At 40.8% G+C, this 20,226-nt stretch carries 14 protein-coding genes and 1 other RNA gene; 7 read left to right on the top strand and 8 right to left on the bottom strand.

Annotated elements, in window-relative coordinates; genetic code table 11:
- Positions 1–93: 93 nt before the first annotated feature.
- Positions 94–723 carry a LysE family transporter gene (locus HWE15_RS15385; protein ID WP_290508433.1) on the top strand — a complete coding sequence of 210 codons (630 nt, stop codon included), beginning with the start codon at positions 94–96 and terminating at the stop codon, positions 721–723.
- 90 nt (positions 724–813) lie between these two features.
- Positions 814–1,803, top strand: a complete 990-nt coding sequence (locus tag HWE15_RS15380; protein WP_290508432.1) for an SH3 domain-containing protein — start codon at positions 814–816, stop codon at positions 1,801–1,803.
- A 57-nt stretch (positions 1,804–1,860) separates the two neighbouring features.
- On the opposite strand, the gene ald is transcribed toward HWE15_RS15380, so the two are convergent.
- On the bottom strand, positions 1,861–2,973 hold the full coding sequence (gene ald / locus HWE15_RS15375) for an alanine dehydrogenase (RefSeq protein WP_290508431.1): 1,113 nt from the start codon (positions 2,971–2,973) through the stop codon (positions 1,861–1,863).
- Between the two features lie 419 nt (positions 2,974–3,392).
- Between ald and HWE15_RS15370 the strand changes: the two genes are divergently transcribed.
- Entirely contained in the window at positions 3,393–5,807 is a 2,415-nt protein-coding gene (locus tag HWE15_RS15370) for a thiamine pyrophosphate-dependent enzyme (RefSeq protein ID WP_290508430.1), read from the top strand.
- 42 nt (positions 5,808–5,849) lie between these two features.
- Here the strand turns inward: HWE15_RS15370 and HWE15_RS15365 are convergent, their stop codons facing one another.
- Positions 5,850–6,527, bottom strand: coding sequence for a hypothetical protein (locus HWE15_RS15365; RefSeq protein WP_290508429.1), 678 nt, complete (start codon positions 6,525–6,527; stop codon positions 5,850–5,852).
- Positions 6,528–6,589: 62 nt separating this feature from the next.
- Between HWE15_RS15365 and HWE15_RS15360 the strand changes: the two genes are divergently transcribed.
- Positions 6,590–7,585 carry an acyl transferase gene (locus tag HWE15_RS15360; RefSeq protein ID WP_290508428.1) on the top strand — a complete coding sequence of 332 codons (996 nt, stop codon included), beginning with the start codon at positions 6,590–6,592 and terminating at the stop codon, positions 7,583–7,585.
- Between the two features lie 185 nt (positions 7,586–7,770).
- Here the strand turns inward: HWE15_RS15360 and HWE15_RS15355 are convergent, their stop codons facing one another.
- Both HWE15_RS15355 and rnpB read right to left on the bottom strand, forming a co-directional pair.
- The gene (locus HWE15_RS15355) at positions 7,771–8,928 is read right to left on the bottom strand and encodes a sigma-54 dependent transcriptional regulator (RefSeq protein ID WP_290508427.1); all 1,158 of its coding nucleotides are present in this window, start codon (positions 8,926–8,928) and stop codon (positions 7,771–7,773) included.
- Positions 8,929–8,945: 17 nt separating this feature from the next.
- An RNA gene (gene rnpB / locus HWE15_RS15350) (RNase P RNA component class A) lies at positions 8,946–9,372 on the bottom strand.
- A 371-nt stretch (positions 9,373–9,743) separates the two neighbouring features.
- On the opposite strand from rnpB, the gene HWE15_RS15345 reads away from it, so the two are divergent.
- Positions 9,744–10,310: a DUF3109 family protein gene (locus HWE15_RS15345; protein ID WP_290508426.1), complete on the top strand. Its 567-nt coding sequence runs from the start codon at positions 9,744–9,746 to the stop codon at positions 10,308–10,310.
- An 87-nt stretch (positions 10,311–10,397) separates the two neighbouring features.
- On the opposite strand, the gene HWE15_RS15340 is transcribed toward HWE15_RS15345, so the two are convergent.
- Positions 10,398–11,543 (bottom strand): acyltransferase family protein, encoded by a 1,146-nt coding sequence (locus HWE15_RS15340; protein WP_290508425.1) that lies wholly within the window; start codon positions 11,541–11,543, stop codon positions 10,398–10,400.
- 102 nt (positions 11,544–11,645) lie between these two features.
- Between HWE15_RS15340 and HWE15_RS15335 the strand changes: the two genes are divergently transcribed.
- Together HWE15_RS15335 and HWE15_RS15330 are read left to right on the top strand one after the other, a co-directional pair.
- On the top strand, positions 11,646–12,530 hold the full coding sequence (locus tag HWE15_RS15335; RefSeq protein ID WP_290508424.1) for a PPK2 family polyphosphate kinase: 885 nt from the start codon (positions 11,646–11,648) through the stop codon (positions 12,528–12,530).
- 87 nt (positions 12,531–12,617) lie between these two features.
- Positions 12,618–13,988 (top strand): S8 family serine peptidase, encoded by a 1,371-nt coding sequence (locus tag HWE15_RS15330; RefSeq protein ID WP_290508423.1) that lies wholly within the window; start codon positions 12,618–12,620, stop codon positions 13,986–13,988.
- A 55-nt stretch (positions 13,989–14,043) separates the two neighbouring features.
- Here the strand turns inward: HWE15_RS15330 and HWE15_RS15325 are convergent, their stop codons facing one another.
- The 3 genes from HWE15_RS15325 to HWE15_RS15315 form a co-directional block, all read right to left on the bottom strand.
- Positions 14,044–16,254, bottom strand: a complete 2,211-nt coding sequence (locus tag HWE15_RS15325; RefSeq protein ID WP_290508422.1) for an adenylate/guanylate cyclase domain-containing protein — start codon at positions 16,252–16,254, stop codon at positions 14,044–14,046.
- 166 nt (positions 16,255–16,420) lie between these two features.
- Positions 16,421–19,387: a PHP domain-containing protein gene (locus tag HWE15_RS15320; RefSeq protein WP_290508421.1), complete on the bottom strand. Its 2,967-nt coding sequence runs from the start codon at positions 19,385–19,387 to the stop codon at positions 16,421–16,423.
- 357 nt (positions 19,388–19,744) lie between these two features.
- On the bottom strand, positions 19,745–20,038 hold the full coding sequence (locus HWE15_RS15315) for a GIY-YIG nuclease family protein (protein ID WP_290508420.1): 294 nt from the start codon (positions 20,036–20,038) through the stop codon (positions 19,745–19,747).
- Positions 20,039–20,226: the final 188 nt, after the last annotated feature.

The following is a 20,226-nucleotide window of genomic DNA, read 5'->3' as shown; positions in this document are numbered from 1 at the left end:
TATGAAAACCAGTCAAAATAAATTCACTCTGATTTTTAAAGGGAGTTTAATTCAATCCTGGCTAAGTTATTTGGTAGAGAAAGGAGCAAAAGATTGAATTCTGCACTTTTGGAAGGAGTGAGCATGGGATTGTTGCTTTCGGCAATGATAGGTCCTGTCTTTTTTATACTGATCCAAAGTAGCCTAGAAAATGGATTTCGATTTGCCTTTGTGCTGGCATTGGGGATTTTGGTAAGTGATGGCATTTATGTGGTCATTACCTATTTTGGAGTACGGTTTTTAGCAGATGTAACCCTTTTTGAAAAGGGTTTGGGATATGTAGGAGGGATTATTCTTATTGGATTTGGGATTGGTTCATTGCTTAAAAAGCGGGTTGAGCGACCAAATACAGGAGGGATAGGGATACCTCAGTTACGAAAGCGAACAGCCTTTACGAAAGGATTTAGCATCAATGGAATAAACCCCTTTGTGCTTTTATTTTGGGTTTCAATAGCCAGTTTGGTTTCCTTAAAAGAAGAATGGAAATCGGTATCTGTGGTTCTTTATTATGTTGGGATTTTGGCAACGGTTTTTTCTATTGATTTATTAAAGGCTTATATAGCTAAAAAGCTATTGCGGTTTGTGACCTCAAGGCTGATGAAGGTTTTAAACAAGCTAGTAGGGCTAGTAATGATAGGATTTGGCCTGCGGATGATAGCCTTTGCCATGGGGTTTGTCGACTAGAATGAATTCCAATTGGTTCATTATCAATTCCTTCCTGATTTTTTGTAACTTATTCCTTTCATTGGTAGTCAACTTTTAAATGTTATTGTTATGGAATCGAAATATGGATTTTTGAAAATGAATTTGGGGGAGTTTGAAAATTGGGTCAACTCCCAACGAATTGCACGAACAATTCTGCATGTCCAACAACATCATACCTGGGTGCCGAATTATTCCCATTTCAATGGAAGTAATCATTTTGAAAGGCAACTCGCCATGAAAAACCACCATGTGGGCGCAAATGGTTGGAGTGATATTGGTCAACATTTCACCATTTTTCCTGATGGGCAAATTGTGACGGGTAGGTCTTTGGAGGCCACCCCGGCTTGTATTTATGGAAATAATCAGCATTCCATTTGTTTTGAGCATTTGGGAAATTTTGATGTGGGAGGGGATCAGATGACAGCAGCACAGCGTCAGGCGATCATTAAAACGACTGCTCTTATTTGCCAAAAGTTTAATCTTCCCGTCAATCCCAACAGTATCGTTTACCACCATTGGTTTGAGTTGGGCACAGGGAGAAGAAATGATGGATCGGGAAATAATAAATCTTGTCCTGGGAACAATTTTTTTGGAGGTAATAAAGTCCAGGATTTCAATCAAAATTTTGCTCCATTAATTCAGGAAGAACTAGGAGGAAGTCCGCTACCGCTTGTTCCACCAAGCTTACGATATGCAGTTGTTACCGCCAATCGCTTGAATGTACGAGTTGGGCCTTCGGGTTCAGAATCGAAGGCTAGTGATCGGGCTCCTGTGGAACGGGGAGCAGTGCTTCGGATTTATGATGAGAAAAACAATTGGTTGAAAATTTCTAAAAGTCAATCGCATTGGGTTTACAGTCGCTATACCCTTGAAGTTAAAAGAGCCACGGTCAATGCGACAGTTCTTCGGGTAAGAAGTGGTCCGGGAACATCCTATTCGATTGTCGGCAATCTCCCAAAATCGGAGGAAGTATTTATTGCAGGCGAGTCCAATGGTTGGTGTAAGTTGGCTTTGGAGGAAAAATGGTTGAGTAAACAGTATTTGGATTTTGTGAATTGACATAAAAAAATCCCCACCAGCATACCGGAGGGGATTTTCTTTTTGATTGATTGAAAATTATAAATATTTCTCAACAGGAACATAATCCATTCCAAAGGCCTCAGCTACAGCTTTGTAGACAATATCGCCATTGATTACGTTCAAGCCTGGTACAAGTTCTGGGTTTTCATTTGCTGCGCGCTTCCATCCCTTATCAGCCAATTGAATAGCATAAGGCAAAGTAGCATTTGTCAAGGCTAGGGTAGAGGTGTAAGGTACCGCCCCTGGCATGTTCGCAACACAGTAGTGCACTACATCATCAATGATGAAGGTTGGATTTTCGTGCGTAGTAGGTTTACAAGTTTCGATACATCCTCCCTGATCTACAGCTACGTCAACCAAGACAGTTCCTGGCTTCATATCTTTTAGCATGTCTCGAGTGATCAAGTGAGGGGCTTTTGCTCCTGGGATCAACACAGCACCGATTATCAAGTCGGCGGATTTGATCATCTCCCGGATATTGTATTCATTGGACATCATGGTGTTCACATTAGCTGGCATGACATCATCCAGATAACGCATACGAGGAAGGGAAACGTCCATAATAGTCACGTCTGCCCCCAAACCAGCAGCCATCCATGCAGCCTGTGTTCCAACTACGCCACCGCCTAGAATCAAAACTTTTGCAGGTAAAACTCCCGGTACGCCTCCTAACAAAATTCCTCGGCCTTTTAGGGGCTTTTCAAGGTAGTTAGCACCTTTTTGAACGGCCATTCTACCTGCCACCTCAGACATAGGTACTAGCAGAGGAAGGCTTCGGTCTGCTTTTTCAACCGTTTCATATGCCAAACAAACAGCCTTACTCGCAACCATAGCCTTGGTCAAAGGCTCATAGGAAGCAAAGTGGAAATAGGTGAACAACAATTGATTTTCCTTGATCAAGGCATATTCAGGTTCAATAGGTTCTTTTACCTTGATGATCATCTCAGCGATCTCATAAGTAGCCTCAATGGTAGGAAGGATTTTTGCACCTGCAGCTTCGTAAGCTTCATCGGAAAATCCGCTTCCTTCTCCAGCCGTATGCTGAACATAGACTGTATGACCTCTTTTTACCAATTCCTTAGCTCCTGCAGGAGTAAGGGCAACTCGGTTTTCATTGTTTTTAATTTCCTTAGGAACACCTATTATCATGGCTTGCTAAATTTGGATTTATAGTGGCGCAAAGATAATCAGGGAGAAGGTTTCAAATGCTATTTTTAGAATAGTATTTGGTATGATTTTGAAAAAAATTAAAAATCCGAATAATATTTTTTGATTGAGTAGTTATTTGTATAAAATTTCAAAATTTAAATTTTTATAATGAAAAATTCCGAGAATTAATTTTGGAGAATTGTTTGAAACTCAGAATATTAGAGGTGTTTGCAAATCAGACTTTTTTAATAAAAATCAAGCTAAATCAAAATATTATTCGGTTATAACGAGTTTTTTTAAGGTTATTCAAAATTTTTGATCGCAATCATATTATTCAGATATTTGCAAAATAGATGGTTTTGGTTATTTTTGATTTCGAAGAAAAAGATCAAACCCAAAGTAACTTTAGATTAACGCGTATGGCAATAGCAGAAAAAAGCGCAAAAAAGGTGGAAGATTCAAGAGCAGATCGAGAGGCCGTACTAAATGATTTCCGGATTGCCTTGCTTAGCAGGCACGCATCCTTGATGGGTAGAAAGGAAGTTTTCATGGGAAAGGCAAAATTCGGGATTTTTGGAGATGGTAAAGAGCTGGCTCAGATTGCCATGGCGCGAGCTTTTCGAAAAGGGGATTTTCGATCCGGATATTATCGGGATCAAACGTTTATGTTTGCCTTAGGAGAGCTGACTGTTCAGCAGTATTTCGCTCAACTTTATGCCCATACCAACGTGGAAGCTGAGCCTGCAAGTGCAGGAAGATTAATGAACGGGCACTTTGCAACCCGCTCCCTAAACGACGACGGTTCTTGGAAGCCACTTACCGAGCGATACAACTCTGCAGCAGATATATCACCTACAGCTGCTCAAATGCCCAAGCTGTTGGGCTTAGCCTTCGCCTCGAAGTTATACCGGGAAAATAAAGACCTGAAGCAATTCAAAGATTTCTCAATAAACGGGAATGAGGTTGCTTGGGGAACAATAGGAAATGCATCCACTTCTGAAGGGATGTTTTTTGAATCCATCAATGCAGCAGGAGTATTGCAGGTTCCGATGGTTACTGCCATTTGGGATGATGGGTATGGAATTTCTGTCCCAAAAGAATTCCACACGACGAAAGGAAGTATTTCTGAGGCATTGGCTGGTTTTCAGCGAACTGAAAATCAAAAAGGCTTTGAAATTATCAAGGTTAAAGGTTGGGATTACGAAGGGTTGTTTAATGCATTTGCAAAGGCAGGAGATCTAGCAAGAAAGCAACATGTCCCTGTACTTATCCATGTGGAGGAAATGACTCAGCCACAAGGACACAGTACTTCCGGTTCACATGAACGCTATAAATCTAAAGAGCGACTCGATTGGGAAAAGGAATGGGATTGCATTAAGAAATTTAGAGAATATATACTTTCCAGAGAATTAGCTTCCGCCGATGAATTGGATCGGATTGATGCTGAAGCTAAGGCACAAGTCAAAAAAGAAAAAGAAGCAGCTTGGGCCGATTTCATGGGAGAGATCAAACAAGAACTTTCCGAAGCAGTAACGCTTATCCGGGAAGCTGCCCAAGAAAGTAACCGAAAGGTGGTTTTGGAGCAGTTAGCGCATGATCTTTCCAAAACTATCAATCCTATTCGTAAGGATGTGATTTCTACTGTAAGAAAGGCATTATTTAACCTGCGCTTCGATCAAGGTAAAGGTAAAAACAAGCTTCATGATTGGTACGAGCAGCAGCAGGAGAAAAACCATGAACGCTACAGCAGCCATTTATATTCCGAGTCAGAATGGTCAGCGCTGAAAGTCAAAGAGGTTGCTCCCAGCTACTCTGATTCTCCATCGTTAGTGGATGGGAGAGAAGTACTACAAGCATTCTTTGATTATAAATTAGGGCAAGACCCACGTTTTTTCGCTTTTGGTGAGGATGTTGGAAAGATTGGAGATGTAAACCAAGCATTTGCAGGTTTACAGGCAAAATATGGGGAGCTTCGCGTTTCGGATACAAGTATTCGAGAGTGTACTATCATCGGTCAAGGGATCGGAACAGCGCTTCGAGGTTTACGTCCCGTAGCTGAGATTCAGTATTTGGATTACCTGCTTTATGGATTGCAAATGCTTTCCGATGATTTAGCTTCATTGCAATACCGAACAAAAGGTGGTCAAAAGGCTCCTTTGATTGTTAGAACACGAGGTCATCGACTGGAAGGAGTATGGCATGCTGGATCTCCAATGGGAATGATTTTGTCCACTCTTCGAGGAATGTTGGTTTGCGTTCCGAGAGATATGACACAAGCTGCAGGGATGTACAATACCTTGTTGCAATCAGATGACCCAGCAATCGTTATTGAATGTTTGAATGGATATCGGTTGAAAGAAAAGCTTCCTGAGAACATGGGGGAATACACGGTTCCTCTAGGAAAACCGGAAGTAATTCGGGAAGGAACGGATGTGACTGTTGTAACTTATGGTTCCATGTGTAGAATTGTATTGGAAGCAGCAGCCGAATTATCTTCCATGGGAATTGAAGTTGAGGTGGTTGACGTTCAGACCCTTATTCCTTTTGATCGGTTTCGAGTTATTGGAGAATCTGTGAAAAAAACCAATCGGGTGATATTTGCAGATGAGGATGTGCCGGGAGGAGCTTCGGCTTACATGCTGCAACAGGCAATTGAGGGGCAACAACTCTTTAAATTCTTAGATTCAGAACCTCAAACTCTCCCTGCAAAAGCGCATCGACCTGCTTATTCCTCAGATGGGGATTATTTCTCCAAACCGAGTGCAGACGATGTAATTGAAAAAGTCTACGCACTCATGCACGAGACAAACCCAAAGAAATTTCCAAAAATTTAAATGGAATAGAATATAAAAAAAGGAGGCTTAAACCTCCTTTTTTTATGGGTTGTTTCTGGTGATTTGCCTTAGCGTTACTTGATCGCTGGAAACTTCATTGCTTCGATTAAGTTGCCGGTCTTGAATTTGAATGTCAACCCGAATAGTGTCATTTCTGAAGATAGATTCCCAGCCTGAAGACAGCATCGCATATTTGATATTTCCCTCAACAGCTTGACCATCTTCTGTGGTCAAAATCCTTGGAAAGCGTCCATTAAACGTTGTATAAAAGGGAGGGTCTTCCCAGCGAAATTCAGTGAATTGACCGTTTCGTTTGACAAAAAACTTTACGAAAATATTATACTGATTGGGATTTTGTTTAACCCAAATTGTGTCTTTTACTGTCTGATTGTTGATGATAGGATCAATCACCCAGTCAATAGGGTTGTAGCTAGGAGCCTCAGCTGGACGTCTGGAATAGGTGATTAAATTCCCCGCAACATCCCGTTGATATTCCAAGGCATTAAAGGGTGGGTTGATATCCGTAGCGGACAATCCTAAATCTCCTTCGGCATCTTGGAAATCTATCCCTACGATTAAAGAATCCGGGCCTGAGGTAGGAACATATTCTAGAGATTCAAAAGTGATGCTAGGGACAGAAGGGAAATTGTCAGGAGGGTTGACACAACCACTCACTAAAAGTATGGAAAAGAAAATACTTGAAATTCTGTTGAAACGCATGTGCCGAATTAATTTAGCGGTGGAATAGTTTTCCTATCCGATTTGATGCAAATTATAAAACGATGCAGGATTTTAAAAGTTTTTCGGAAAAGCTAAGAGATTTCAATAAGTCTGATTTTGAAAAGCTGGCTTTGGAAATATTCCGCTTTCAGGCAAATGCCAACCCTGTTTACCAGAAATACCTTCAGGCTCGAAAAATTCATCCTGAATCCATATTTGCCTTAGAAGAAATACCCTTTCTTCCCATTCGTTTTTTTAAAGAATTTCCGGTTGTTTCTGCCTCATTAGATAGTTTTGAAGGTGAGTTTACCAGTTCTGGGACGACCGGTATGATTAGTAGTCGCCATTACTTTTGGTCTAAGGATTGGTATTTGGAACATGCCTTACGCCTTTTTGAGCATGAATATGGCTCGATTAAGAATTTTCATGTCTTAGCCTTGTTGCCTGCCTATTTGGAGCGTCAGGGAAGCAGTTTGGTTGCTATGGCAGATTATTTTATTCAACAATCGGAGTCCTCTCATTCTGGCTTTTACTTGTACAATCAGGATGAACTTTTGCGAAAGCTAAACGAGCTTCGAAATGATGATCGGAAAGTACTTTTGCTGGGAGTGACTTTTGCACTTTTGGATTTGGCAGAATCAGAGAAGGATTTTTCAACCATGGAAAATTTGATCGTTATGGAAACAGGAGGAATGAAGGGGAGAAGAAAGGAAATGATTCGGGAAGAAGTTCATGATATATTGAAAGCCTATTTCCAGGTTTCTACAATCCATTCTGAATATGGTATGACTGAATTAATGTCCCAAGCATATTCAAAAGGGGATGGGGTCTATACGATTCCCGACTGTATGCACGTTCTAATTCGGGATATCAATGATCCCTTCAGCTGGTCTACCCGGTCCCAAGGAGGAATTAATGTGATTGATTTGGCAAATTTCCATTCCTGTGCCTTTATAGAGACCCAAGATTTGGGAAGGATAAATCAAAAAGGAGAATTGGAAGTTTTGGGAAGAATTGATAATTCCGAAATCCGCGGGTGTAATTTATTGGTGCAGTAATTGTTAGAATACAATTAATTAGACATATTTGATTTTAAAACTATAAAATAGATGAAAAAATTAGCCACGATTGCCTTGTTGATTGGAGTTCTTGCTTTGGGTGCCTGTGCTTCTAGTAAGCCTTGTCCTGCTTATGCGAAAGCTGACACTGTTGAAAGAGCAAATGGATAAAAAAATGCTGACTTTTAGTAGTCAGCATATTTTTTAATGTCATTCAAACTGATAGGATCTTCTCCGAGGATAACCAATCGTTCCACTACATTTCGTAATTCTCGAATATTTCCAGTCCAAGGATACTCTTGAAGTTTTTGGAGTGCTTCCGAACTGATGTTACGTTTAGCGTCACCACTTTCTTGGGCAATGTCTTGTAGAAATTTTTCCACGAGAAGCGGAATATCTTCTATTCGGTCTTTTAAGGCAGGAACCTGAATGACGATGACACTCAATCGATGATAGAGGTCCTCCCGGAAATTTCCTTCTTCAATCTCCTTTTTCAGATCCTTGTTGGTTGCTGCCAAAACTCGTACATCTACTTTGATGTCCTTATCACTACCCACTCGGTTGATCAAATTTTCCTGTAAAGCCCGGAGAACTTTGGATTGAGCAGATAGGGACATGTCTCCGATTTCATCTAGGAAGAGAGTTCCTCCCTGCGCCTGTTCAAATTTCCCTGCTCGTTGCTTATGGGCCGAAGTAAAGGCTCCTTTTTCATGACCGAATAATTCTGATTCGATCAATTCAGAGGGGATTGCTGCGCAGTTTACAGCTACAAAAGACTGCGCAGAGCGGTTACTTTTTTGGTGTACCCAATGTGCCACTAATTCCTTTCCTGTTCCATTCGGTCCTGTGATTAAAACACGTGCTTCAGTCGGGGCGACTTTTTCGATGGTTTCTTTCACATGAAGAATTGCAGGTGACTCACCGACCATGTCAAATTTCTTTGAAAGCTTCTTTTTCAAAACTTTCGTTTCGGTCACCAGATTCTTTTTTTCTAGTGCATTTCGAACAGTTAGTAGCAGCCGGTTTAGATCCGGAGGTTTGGGAATAAAGTCAAAAGCACCCTTTTTCGTAGCTTCTACTGCGGTTTCAATGCTTCCATGAGCCGAGATCATGATAAACTGTGGAGACTTTCCAAGTTCCTTGGCATGGGTAAGGACTTCAATTCCGTCCATTTTGGGCATTTTGACATCGCAAAGAACTAGGTCGAAGTCCTCGTTCTTAATTTTTTCAAGGCCAGCTTCACCATCACTGGCTTCTGATACCTCAAAATTTTCATACTCAAGGATTTCCCGAAGGGTAGCTCTGATGACTTTTTCGTCATCAATAATCAAGATTTTTGACATAGGGACTAAGATAAAAAGAAATGTGCAAGTCTGTAAGCCGGGTTCTGTCATCTGCTCCCAATAAGGAGAGATGGTCTACCATTTATCTAGCCCTGACTTCACAGTCAGGATCCATCGATCTACCCACCCCGGAATTCTGCAAAGCAGAAATCGAACGAGCAGCTCTTTGCCCGGGGCCTATTTGATCTTTCAACCCATAAGGTTTACCCTGCCTCCAATGTCACCACTGGAGCGGTGGGCTCTTACCCCACCTTTTCACCCTTATCCCATCCCGATAGCAATCGGGATCAGGACGGTATATTTTCTGTGGCACTTTCTGTAGTTTGACCGTCGCCAGCCAAACTCCTTCCCGTTAGGAAGTATGGTGCTCTATGTTGCCCGGACTTTCCTCCTTTCCAGTTCCGATCGAAATCGGAACGAAACGGCGGCAGACCGACTTGCACGATACAAATAACGTGAAATTTTATTATTTGATTCCTCCTTAAAATCCATTCTAACAATATTTAAAAAGTCCTTAGAAACAGTCGAAAAAGGTGGATAGGACAGTTTTGCTAATGGTCTAAATAATTTTTCAAAAAAAATCAAAAAAAACAAACGATCTGAAAACCTTTTAGCTTAAGGGCTGTTTCTATTTCCAAAGGCTAAAAAATAGCTTTTCTTCATAGTGCTGGGTTGAGCCGCTCCTAACAAGGAGCGGTTCTTTTTTTATCCCAAAATGAATTAAGCATTCATCCTTAAATCGAAAAACAGAAGAACTCGATAATGGAGATTGCTTTCTTTTTGGATTATGTACCTTTGCAAAAATTAAATTAGAGATGATCCAAATTGGAAATGCGGTCCTTTCAGATGATATCAAAGAAAATTTTTTTGTCTGCGACCTTGAAGCATGTAAGGGCGCCTGCTGTGTAGAAGGTGATGCAGGAGCTCCTCTGGAAGAAGAGGAAACGAAAATTCTTGAAGAAATCTATCCAAAAGTAAAGGAATATCTCAGCCCGGAAGGAAGAGCTGTAATCGAAAGTCAAGGAACCTGGGTGATCGACAAAGATGGAGATAAGGGGACTCCAACGATTGGTGACAATCAGGAATGTGCCTATGCTATCTACGATCAAAAAGGAGTATTGAAGTGTGGGATCGAGCAAGCTTATTTGGATGGAAAAATTGATTTCAAGAAACCAATTTCTTGCCATTTATATCCCATCCGAATTACGAAATACGATCAATTTGATGCCGTGAACTATGATCGTTGGCATATCTGTGATCCAGCTTGTCAATTAGGAAAGAGTTTGCAAGTTCCACTCTATCGCTTTTTAAAAGACGCTTTGGTCAGAAAGTATGGGGAAGATTGGTATGCGGAATTAATTCGAGAAATCGAGGAGGAGTAATAAAAAAGATGGCTTGAATCACTTTCAAGCTATGATAAAAGCAATCCATAGGTTCACTAACTGTTCCCATGGATTGCTTTGTTGTATTTAGACTTTGATATAGATTTTCTTTTTATCCATCCAAAGCCCAATAAGCCAAATCAATAGCATATAGGAGATGGCAAAAAGAAAGGAGGCGTTTTTTGGACCCAACCAACTGGTGAAGGCTGTGGAATAAATGAATCCCTTAAGCGTAGTATCGCCAACCGGAATCATTGAAAATATTGAAATCACCACTCCCGAAAGGACATAGAGAATAAGTGGATTTCTTCCAAAGACCTGAAAGAAATAGGTCCAAGACACGGCGTTTTTCACTTCTATCAAAAATACCAAAGCGGCTAAGAGAATGAGATCCCATCCAACGGTTAGGATTACATAGGAACTTGTCCAAATCTTTTTGTTGATCGGGAATCCTAAATCCCAAACATAACTTAAGGCAACGAGTACAATTCCAGAAATAAGTAATAAGCGAACGGTTTTGGTATTATTGCCCATTTTTTGGATCATTTTTCCTACAATAAAACCTGCAAGTACATTTACGATGGAAGTAAGGGTACTTAGGATTCCCTCTGGATCAAATGGGACACCTTCACCCATGTACATTCTTTCAGCTCCCACTACTAGCAAATCTAATTTGATAGCAGCGTTACCATTAAGGCTGTATGGGTCGCCTGGATCTCCAAAGAAGTACATGATTGGCCAATAAAGCAGCAGTGCCGAAATGGAAAAGATCCATCCAGCTCGAAGACCTCCGTAATAAAGAATGATTGCGGCGAAGAAATAGGAGAGTGCAATTCGTTGTAAAACACCGAAAAAGCGAACTTCAGTAAGGTCGATAAATTGGATTGCCCCGGTTTCGGAATAATCAAAGAAGGGGAACGCATTTAAAAGCCATCCAATTAAGAAAATCAGTAGCGTTCGTTTGCCAACTTTTCGGAAGAACGCGCCGCGGGACATTTCAGAGAGTTTTTTCATGGAAAAACTCATGGCATTTCCCACAACAAACAAAAATGTAGGAAAAACCAAGTCAGTAGGCGTGAAGCCATGCCAGTCGGCATGTGCTAATGGTCCATATAAATTGGACCAACTTCCGGGCGTATTGACAATGATCATAAAGGCAATGGTCATTCCGCGAAGGACATCTAAAGCTAGGTACCGTTGTCCAAGCCCTGAACGGATAGGGATTTCAGTCATGGTGGTTTATTGTTCTTTCAGGTTAGGTGATTTTGATCTCAAGTTAAAATATTATCTTGTTTTTCATTTCCTTCCGAACTTTTCTTTTAAGCTATAATAAAAATGAAAAATATAACTCCCGAAAAATTTTTAGCAAAACATCCTTTTAAACTTGATGATTACCCGACTCTAATCGATGTAAAATTATCGGGTCAAGAAAAGAGGAAGATGCTGAACAACTACAGAGAAGAATTGAGTAAACATCAAGATACCCAATATGCGCAGGGGAAATATGGCGTTTTGATCTGTCTTCAGGGGATGGATACTGCAGGAAAGGATAGTTTAATTAGGGAGGTTTTTCAAGAGTTTAATCCGCGTGGGGTAGTAGTCCATAGCTTTAAAACTCCCACTCCTTTAGAATTAAAACATGATTACCTATGGAGGCATTATAATGCTTTACCTGAGCGGGGAAAATATGCCGTTTTTAATCGGACTCACTACGAAAATGTCTTGGTAACGAGAGTTCATCCGGAATACATACTCAATGAAAATATCCCGGGAATAAATCAAGTGGAAGATATCACGGAGGAGTTTTGGCAAAAGAGATTTGAACAAATCCGAAATTTTGAAGCTCATGTGGCTGCAAATGGTACAGTGATCTTCAAATTTTTTCTTCACTTAAGTAAAGAAGAACAGCGGAAGCGATTGTTGAGGAGGTTGGAAAATGAAAAGCATAATTGGAAGTTTTCTCCTGGAGATTTAAAAGAGCGTTCGCTTTGGGAAAAATATCAGGAGTGCTATCAAGAAGCAATTGCCGAGACATCTGTTCCTCATGCACCTTGGTATGTGATCCCTGCGGATGATAAGGATACTGCACGCGTAATCGTTGCTAAAATTATTCATGATAAGATGACTACAATGAAGGATATCGAAGTTCCAACACTTGATCCCGATATTTTGGCAAAATTGGATTACTATAAAAAGATGCTTACCAAGGAGCATGAGTAAGAATTAAAGGTATTCAATGTTTTTATGAATGGTTTTTTATAAATTGTTGGTGACTCTTTAATTTTTAATTATTTGATATTCAATGTTATGAGAAATTTTCTTCTTCCTTTTTTACTCGTTTTTCTCTTTGTTAAATGCTCCTGCAATCCAGATGAGAATCCCATAGATGATCCCCAAGCAGGGTCAGAAGAACTGGAAATCATATTTAAGGACGTAAATGAATTTAAACCCCTAAAGCAACTTCAAGAATGTCAGGATTTTCAGTCTGGAAATTGTAAAGGGGCAATGAATCTATTGAAGGCTAAAGTATCCAATGCTCTGAAAAAAGAATTTTCCATTGATATCCATAAAGATTCACTTCTGATAAAAATGTATTCCGGTGAAGTTTCTGTATTGATTACCGAATTAGATGAAGCGGGAAAAAATGAGCTTATCCAAAAGGTAAACAGCAAGCAATCACAATTTGGGTCTTCAAATTCCATTGATATTCAAGGTAGAAGGCCTATGATGCAGGCGGCCTTTATTGAGCAGGGAAGAAGACCCATGATGCAGGAACAACTCCGCTATGACACCACGCAAGGAACTAGTGAATTTATTCAGTTGATTCGCACCGGTGAGTCAACATTCCCTGATAAGGATACCAAGGTTTGGATTATTGACACGGGAATAGATACCGCACATTCAGATATCACTTCAGTTATTGATACGCTAAGTATTTCTTTTGCAAAAAATGCATCTGATCCATTCGATGATGAATCGGGTCATGGGACTTTTATTGCGGGTATTATTGGAGCTGAAAGTACAAGTCCTGCTAGCGGAGGATTTTACATGAATGGGGTATACCCGGGTGCAAAAATGGTTTCTGTTAAGGTGTTTGATAAGCAATTGAATACCACGGATAAGCGAGTAGAATTAGCGTTAGAACATGTTTTGTTAAAAGGAAACCCTGGCGATATTGTGAATCTGAGTCTTGGAAAACCAACAAATGGACAAAACTTGTGTACCTCTGGCAAAATAAGCCAAGCCATTCAGGATTTGGTTGATGCTGGAATTTTTGTGGTCATGTCAGCTGGAAATGAAGCGGAACCTTCTGAAGATAATTTTCCAGGTTGTATTAATTATTCCAATAGTAATGGAGCTCAAACATTTACTGTTGGATCAGTTCAGGGTGGAATTTCAGGTCAACCTTTTCTCTATTCTTTCTTTTCCAATTATGACAATAGCGAAACAAATCGGATTATTGATTTTGTAGAACCAGGAGAATATATCTTTACTACCGCTCCTACAAATGCAGGATCTGAGCCTCGTTATACCTTGGTTACCGGTACTTCTTTTTCTGCGGCAATCTTCTCTGGAATACTATACCATAATACCCAAGTTGGGGTTTTGGATTCCCTTCAGCGAGGGGCGGCTCCGGGTGATCCTGACCCAACCTATTTTATTGGAAAAGTCTATTAAATTTCTCTTTAGAAAAAAGATCTTTGGCAAAATAAGAATTGGGTTGCGGAGGGATTTACCTATTCCGTTGCAGGTCGCTAGACTGAAGCTCTTGATTTGCTTTAATTCGTTCCTGACTGATCTTTTCCAGAATAGAAAGGATTCTTGCATCCTTAAGGTAATTTTTAAAAATTGGATTATTGAGAATATAGAAGTCGTCTCGTAACCCCTTTTCCTCAGCAATAATTAAATAATTAACAGCTTGCAATCGGTCCCCTTGAATGGCTTCTAACTGCGCTAAATCCAAGTATAAGTTAAAGTCATCTCCAAAAAGCTCCATGGCACTTTCCCGAACAGTCATTGACTTTTCAGTAAGTGATTTTGCTTCTTGGAGCTCTTTATTTTCTGAATAAATGTATGCTAAAAGAATAGGAGAGGTGAAATACTCATCTTGTTCGAATTCTGGAGTTTTTTCCATGCTCTTTATTAAAAACCTTTCAGCAGTATCCCAATCTCCCGCAAAGAAGGCTATATTTCCTGCTGTTGAAAAATCCAATGCGGTTGTATCGTCTTTTTCAATAAATAAAGAATCGATATAATCCAATGCTTGAGTAAGGTTCCCTTTTTCAATTTCAATAAAGGCTTTCTGTTCAATAGTTACAGGATCTTTTTGAAGAGAATAAGAACGATCTAACCAATCATAAGCTTCGTCAAATTGATCCAATTCCCGATAAATCCATCCACATATCTGATAGGGAATGAAATTAGTAGGATTCAGAGAAACTGATTTTTTTTGAAGCTTTAAAGCTTCCGTCAAGTTACCCGAGACAAAATAAACCGTCGCTAAATTCCCGATGGCCGAACTGAGATTCGGGTTAAGGACACGGGCTTTTTCAAAAGAAATTTTAGCATATTCATTTTGCCCTCGATAATAATAGACATTTCCTTGCGACTTAAAACCCTCAGCTAAATAGGGGTCAATCTCTAGTGCTTTGGCACTCATCTCCAAGCTTGAATCCAGCCATTCATCCCCTTCTCCAAAGTAATTTAATTGGGCATAACAATCCGCTAAACTTGCGTAGGCTAAAGCATAATTGGGGTCTTTTTTAATCGCGGCTTTAAAGTATTCAATCGCTTCCAATACAGACTGCTTATCGTAGTTAGCATATAATTCCCTTCCTTTTAAATGAAGTTCGTAGGCTTCAAAGCTGTTGGTTTGAGTTTTGGATAGTTGGTTAAGCTCTTCCGCACTCAGGCTACTATTCAATACGCGAGCAATTTCCGTTGCGATAGCTTCTTGAACTTGGAATATCTCTGTTGCTTCCCGATTATAGGTTTCTGCCCATAAGTTCTTGTTGTCTTCAGGGTCAATCAGCTGTACGTTAATTCGAATTTTATCTCCCATCCATTGCACACTGCCTTTTAAAATGGTACTCACATTCAAAACTTTCGCGATGGAGTCTAGGGGAGATGTGGAGTTTTTAAATCTAGAAACAGCTTCCTCACTGATTACTTTGATACTTCCGATTTTGGAGACTTGTGTGATTACGTCTTCAGTTAATCCCTCTGAAAAGAATTCCTGATCTGGGTTTTCAGAGCTATTGACAAAAGGTAAAATGGCCACGGATTTTTCTTTTTCCCAGATAGCATTATTCCAAAAAACAGAATAAATCAAGTACAATAGAACGAGCGAAGAAGCTCCTAAAACAGCCCAGAATTTCCAAGGATTTTTTTCTTGGAACTGGATGTTTTTGATGATCTCCGTTCGCTTTGGAACAACTAGTGGTGGATTTGTAACAGCGAATAACTCAACTGGATGATCGACATTTTTAAGTCGGAATGGCCCTAAGCGGCTCGTTTGAAATTCAGATTTAGCAGGGATTTGATCTTTTATCTGCTCGGAAATTAAAAGGCAATTAGGTACACCAATTCCCTGAATTCTCGAAGTTAGGTTTACAGCATCTCCAAATACGTCCCCTTTGTCGAAAATGATATCTCCAATATGAAGCCCGATTCGGATGGACATATCCGGAATGAGGCTTTGTTGACGTTGGATCTCCAGACTTGCTGCGAGTGCATCGGGAACCGTTTCAAAAATAGCTAGAATACCATCTCCAAGTTCCTTGATGATTTGTCCCCTAAAATTTGAAAGGACGTCCTGATGAATCTGGAGGTTTTGGCGCATCAGCGCAAATGCTCTATCCTCATCTTTCCCCATTAGGCGGGTGTAGCCGACAATGTCTGAAAAAAATACAACGGATTGTTTTCTACTATAATCTAGGCTCATTCTACAGGCTATGGATGGAGCATGAATTTCTAAAGTAATGGGCTTTTGGGTTTTTCAAAAATTAGCCTTTGCTTTTTTGGCTATCAGGTCTCGCTGAATAATCCAAATTACCTTATTTTTTTACAATTGATTAAATAAGATAGGTAAAAATTTTCTTTCGTAACTCTTAATCCCCTGCATTCCAATAAGCCATTCGTTCCAGTCGATTTACTTCGATGGAATAGAATCCAAATTCTTCTACGACTTTTCCTTCGATCCGGTAGATTGCCCGACCCTTGAAAGGGTATTTTTTTACTACGGGAGGAAAATGTACCGTGTCGATCCAGTCTCCATTCCGGTCCAGAAAGGTTCCGAAGTTCATTACTTCGCCTTTGACGGTACGGGTATATTTCACGGTCACTAGATAACCAAGTAGCATGACTGTTTTCCCCAGATTGCTTTGGAGATCTTTGGCGAGAATACCTTGAATGCTTTGATCTTTGACCAAGTGGAAGGGAGAATCCAAGGGGAATTCCAGAATATCGATCTGATCAAGAATATCCTGCCGGATATCTGTTTCGTCCAAATCCGGAACTTGTGGAGGTTTTTTGCCAAAGCTGATTTCCGTAGTGGAAGTTCGGAAAAGTTCATTCGTACTCACAATCGCCTTTCGCTTGTTTTGAAGAAAGTGCGCCTCCCAAAGGAGTTCCTGTTTGGTCTTACCCGTAAAACGAAAACAAGTCATCCGGATAAGAATCAGTAATTGCTCCAAGCCGATCTCCACTCGAGCTACAAAGTCCGCCAATCCCAAAAAAGGTCCATTTGCACGACGTTCGTTCAGTAGTTTTTCTACGGTTGCTTTTTCCAGGTATTTCATATGGATGAAGCCTAGAAAAACGGTCTTCCCGCTGATTCGGGTTAGGTATTCGCTTTCATTCAAGTGAGGAGCTTGAATATCTGCACCATTCATTCGAAGCTCGTGTACATAAAACTCCGAATGATAAAAACCCCCAAAATTATTGATCACACCCACCATGAATTCGAGGGGGAAATAAGCTTTCAGATACAGACTCTGATAGCTTTCTACAGCAAAGGAAGCAGAATGACCCTTGGCAAAGGAATAACCCGCAAAGCTTTCTATCTGATGCCAAACTTCGGCAGCGACTTTATCCTCCCGGCCGAGCTTTTTGCAGTTGGCGAAGAACTGGGCTTTTACACGCTGAAATTCATCCTTGGAGCGGGATTTTCCACTCATACCCCGTCGCAGTACATCTGCTTCCGCTAGACTCAACCCCGCGAAATAGTGTGCTACCTTGATCACATCCTCCTGATAGACCATAATGCCGTAGGTTTCGGGCATAATGTCAGCCATGACGGGATGAGCCTGTTTTCTGCGCTCGGGATTAATATGTCGAAGAATATATTCCCGCATCATGCCTGAGCGTGCCACTCCCGGACGAATAATGGAGCTGGCAGCTACGAGTTCGAGATAGGTGTCTGCTTTCATCTTGGCTAGGAGCATACGCATAGCAGGCGATTCTACATAGAAGGCACCAATGGTATGACCGGTTCGAAGATGTTCCTTGATTTTTGGGTCTTTTTTGAACTTCTCCACTTCCCGGATGTCTACTTTTACCCCTTGGTTTTGGTAGATGATTTCCAATGCAGACTTAATATGGCCAAGTCCCCGTTGGCTCAGGATATCGAATTTATGCAATCCAATATCCTCCGCTGTATGCATGTCGATGTGGGCAAGCGGAAAGCCTTTGGGGGGCATGTCGGTGGCTGTGTAGTAATGGATGGGTTTGTGAGAGATCAGGATTCCGCAGGCATGAATCGTCAGATGGGAAGGCATGTCATGGAGTACATGGGAATATTTGATGATTAACCTCCCAAATTGATCCGGTTCATAGCCCACTTTGTCCGCATGATGGATGAGGGACTCAATATCGGTTTTGGGAAGACCGAAGACTTTGCCTAATTCCCTCAGCATGGAATTATATTGAAAAGTGCTATAGGACCCTAGCAAGGCAACATGTTCCTCTGTTCCCTCATTATACTTTCGGAAAATGTAATCCGTCACCTCATCCCGATCTGTCCAGCTGAAATCAATATCAAAATCAGGAGGGTTTTCCCTATAGAGATTGATGAATCGCTCGAAATAAAGATCCAACTCAATGGGGTCTACATCGGTGATCCCCAGACAATAGGCAACGATGCTGTTGGCTCCGGAGCCCCGACCCACGTGGTAGAAGTTGCGGTGCTGCGCAAAAGTCACGATGTCGTAATTGATCAGGAAGTAGGAAACAAAGCCCTTTTGCTGGATGAGTTCGAGTTCCTTTGTAATTCGCTCACTGATTTTGGGGCCAAATTCTGGGTAGCGGCGAATTGCCCCTTTAAAAGTTTCCTGCCGTAGGTAATCAAAATCTTCCCAGTCTGAGCCCAAAATGTCCCGTTTGTTTTTGACAACTTGAAAGTAGAAGGAGAACTGGCATTGTTCGAGCAGTTTTTGCGCATTGACCAATAGGTAACTGTGGTTTTCGCAACGGGCGATCAGGTCAGCATAGGAGTAGAGCTGATCCGTAGGATCGGCTTGTTCATCGGTAGGAAGCTTGCTGAGTAAAGTATTCAGATCCATACTTCGCAGCAGCCGATGCGCATTGAATTCGAGTTTGGAGGTAAAAGTGGCCGGCTGTAATAATACGAGTTTTTCCTTCTTTCGAATCCAAGGAGAAGTTGCCAGACGGTTAAGTTGGTTGGGATGTACACCTATGTATTCGTTTCCTCGAAGGGAGAAATACTTTTCTGAAAAAGGGTAGATCACAAAAGCGTTTTCGAATTCTGTAGCTCGGGATTTAAACGCTCGCTTGTGTATCAGGTGTTCGGATAAGTGTTTGTTGAGCTCAAAGAAACCTTCTTGATTTTGAGCTAAGCCAATGTACTGTTGCTGTATGCCATTTCGGAAATCAATTCCAATCACAGGATGTATGCCGACTTTTTGGGCTGCACGGATAAAAGGAAATACACCTGCGGTACAATTAATATCTGTCAGGGCTAGGGCATCGAGTTTTTTGCCTTTCGCCTCAGCGATCAGCGCTTCCACAGACATCGTTCCATATTTGAAGCTGAAGTGAGAATGGCAATTGATGAACATTTACGATTTATGGTCTTTTGATTTACGAAGTCATAGACATCGTTATTTTCTGTCTACAGATACTGATTTTGGAGAGAAACCTCAAAGGTTAAAGTGTTAATTATTTAAACATTTTAATGTTTATAATTTAATCAAAAAAGTTTCGTATAGTCAAGGGTTGTTTCTGTTTTTCGGGGGAATTGTCGTGGAGTTTTGAAAGAGGGGGAGGAGCAAAAAAGCTAAAAGAATAACCTATCAATTTTATAAAAAAAGAAAACCCCGAATACATAATGTAAACGGGGTTTGTGGGCCCAGCTGGGACTCCCGACGAGTCGGGGCAACGACCTTCTATCCCGATGAATCGGGAGAGTCAGAAGCTCATTGTCGAGTTTTTTCTATCAATTCTTGAAGGATTAGGGGTTCTTCTCTAAGCTTTTTTATAAAAACTGCACTTTTCATTTTTTTGATATAGAGTTCGATTCTCCTGGCATGGGAGTAGGAGTTGGTTTCAATGGATAGAAATAATTCCCAATCGGAAGCTTTAGCAGTGAATCGATGGTTCCCATAGGAATGGATGTTGTGTTTCTCAATTCTGGACTCCAGGCTTTTCTGAGTGATTCCGGTATAAAACTTTCCTAATGAGGGACTGAAAAGGATGTAGCAAAAATTCATACTCAAAATAAAAAAGAAAGGCTGGAAAAAATCCAGCCTTTGTGGGCCCAGCTGGGCTCGAACCAGCGACCTCCTGTCCCGATTTATCGGGAGAGTCAGAAGCTCATTATCGTGTTTTTTCTATCAATTCTTGAAGGGTTTGGGGTTCTTCTCTGAGCTTTTTTATAAAAACTGCACTTTTCATTTTT

This window comes from Algoriphagus sp. (genome assembly GCF_013373065.1).
Taxonomy (GTDB): domain Bacteria; phylum Bacteroidota; class Bacteroidia; order Cytophagales; family Cyclobacteriaceae; genus Algoriphagus.
This window is presented reverse-complemented; position numbering and strand designations above follow the sequence as displayed.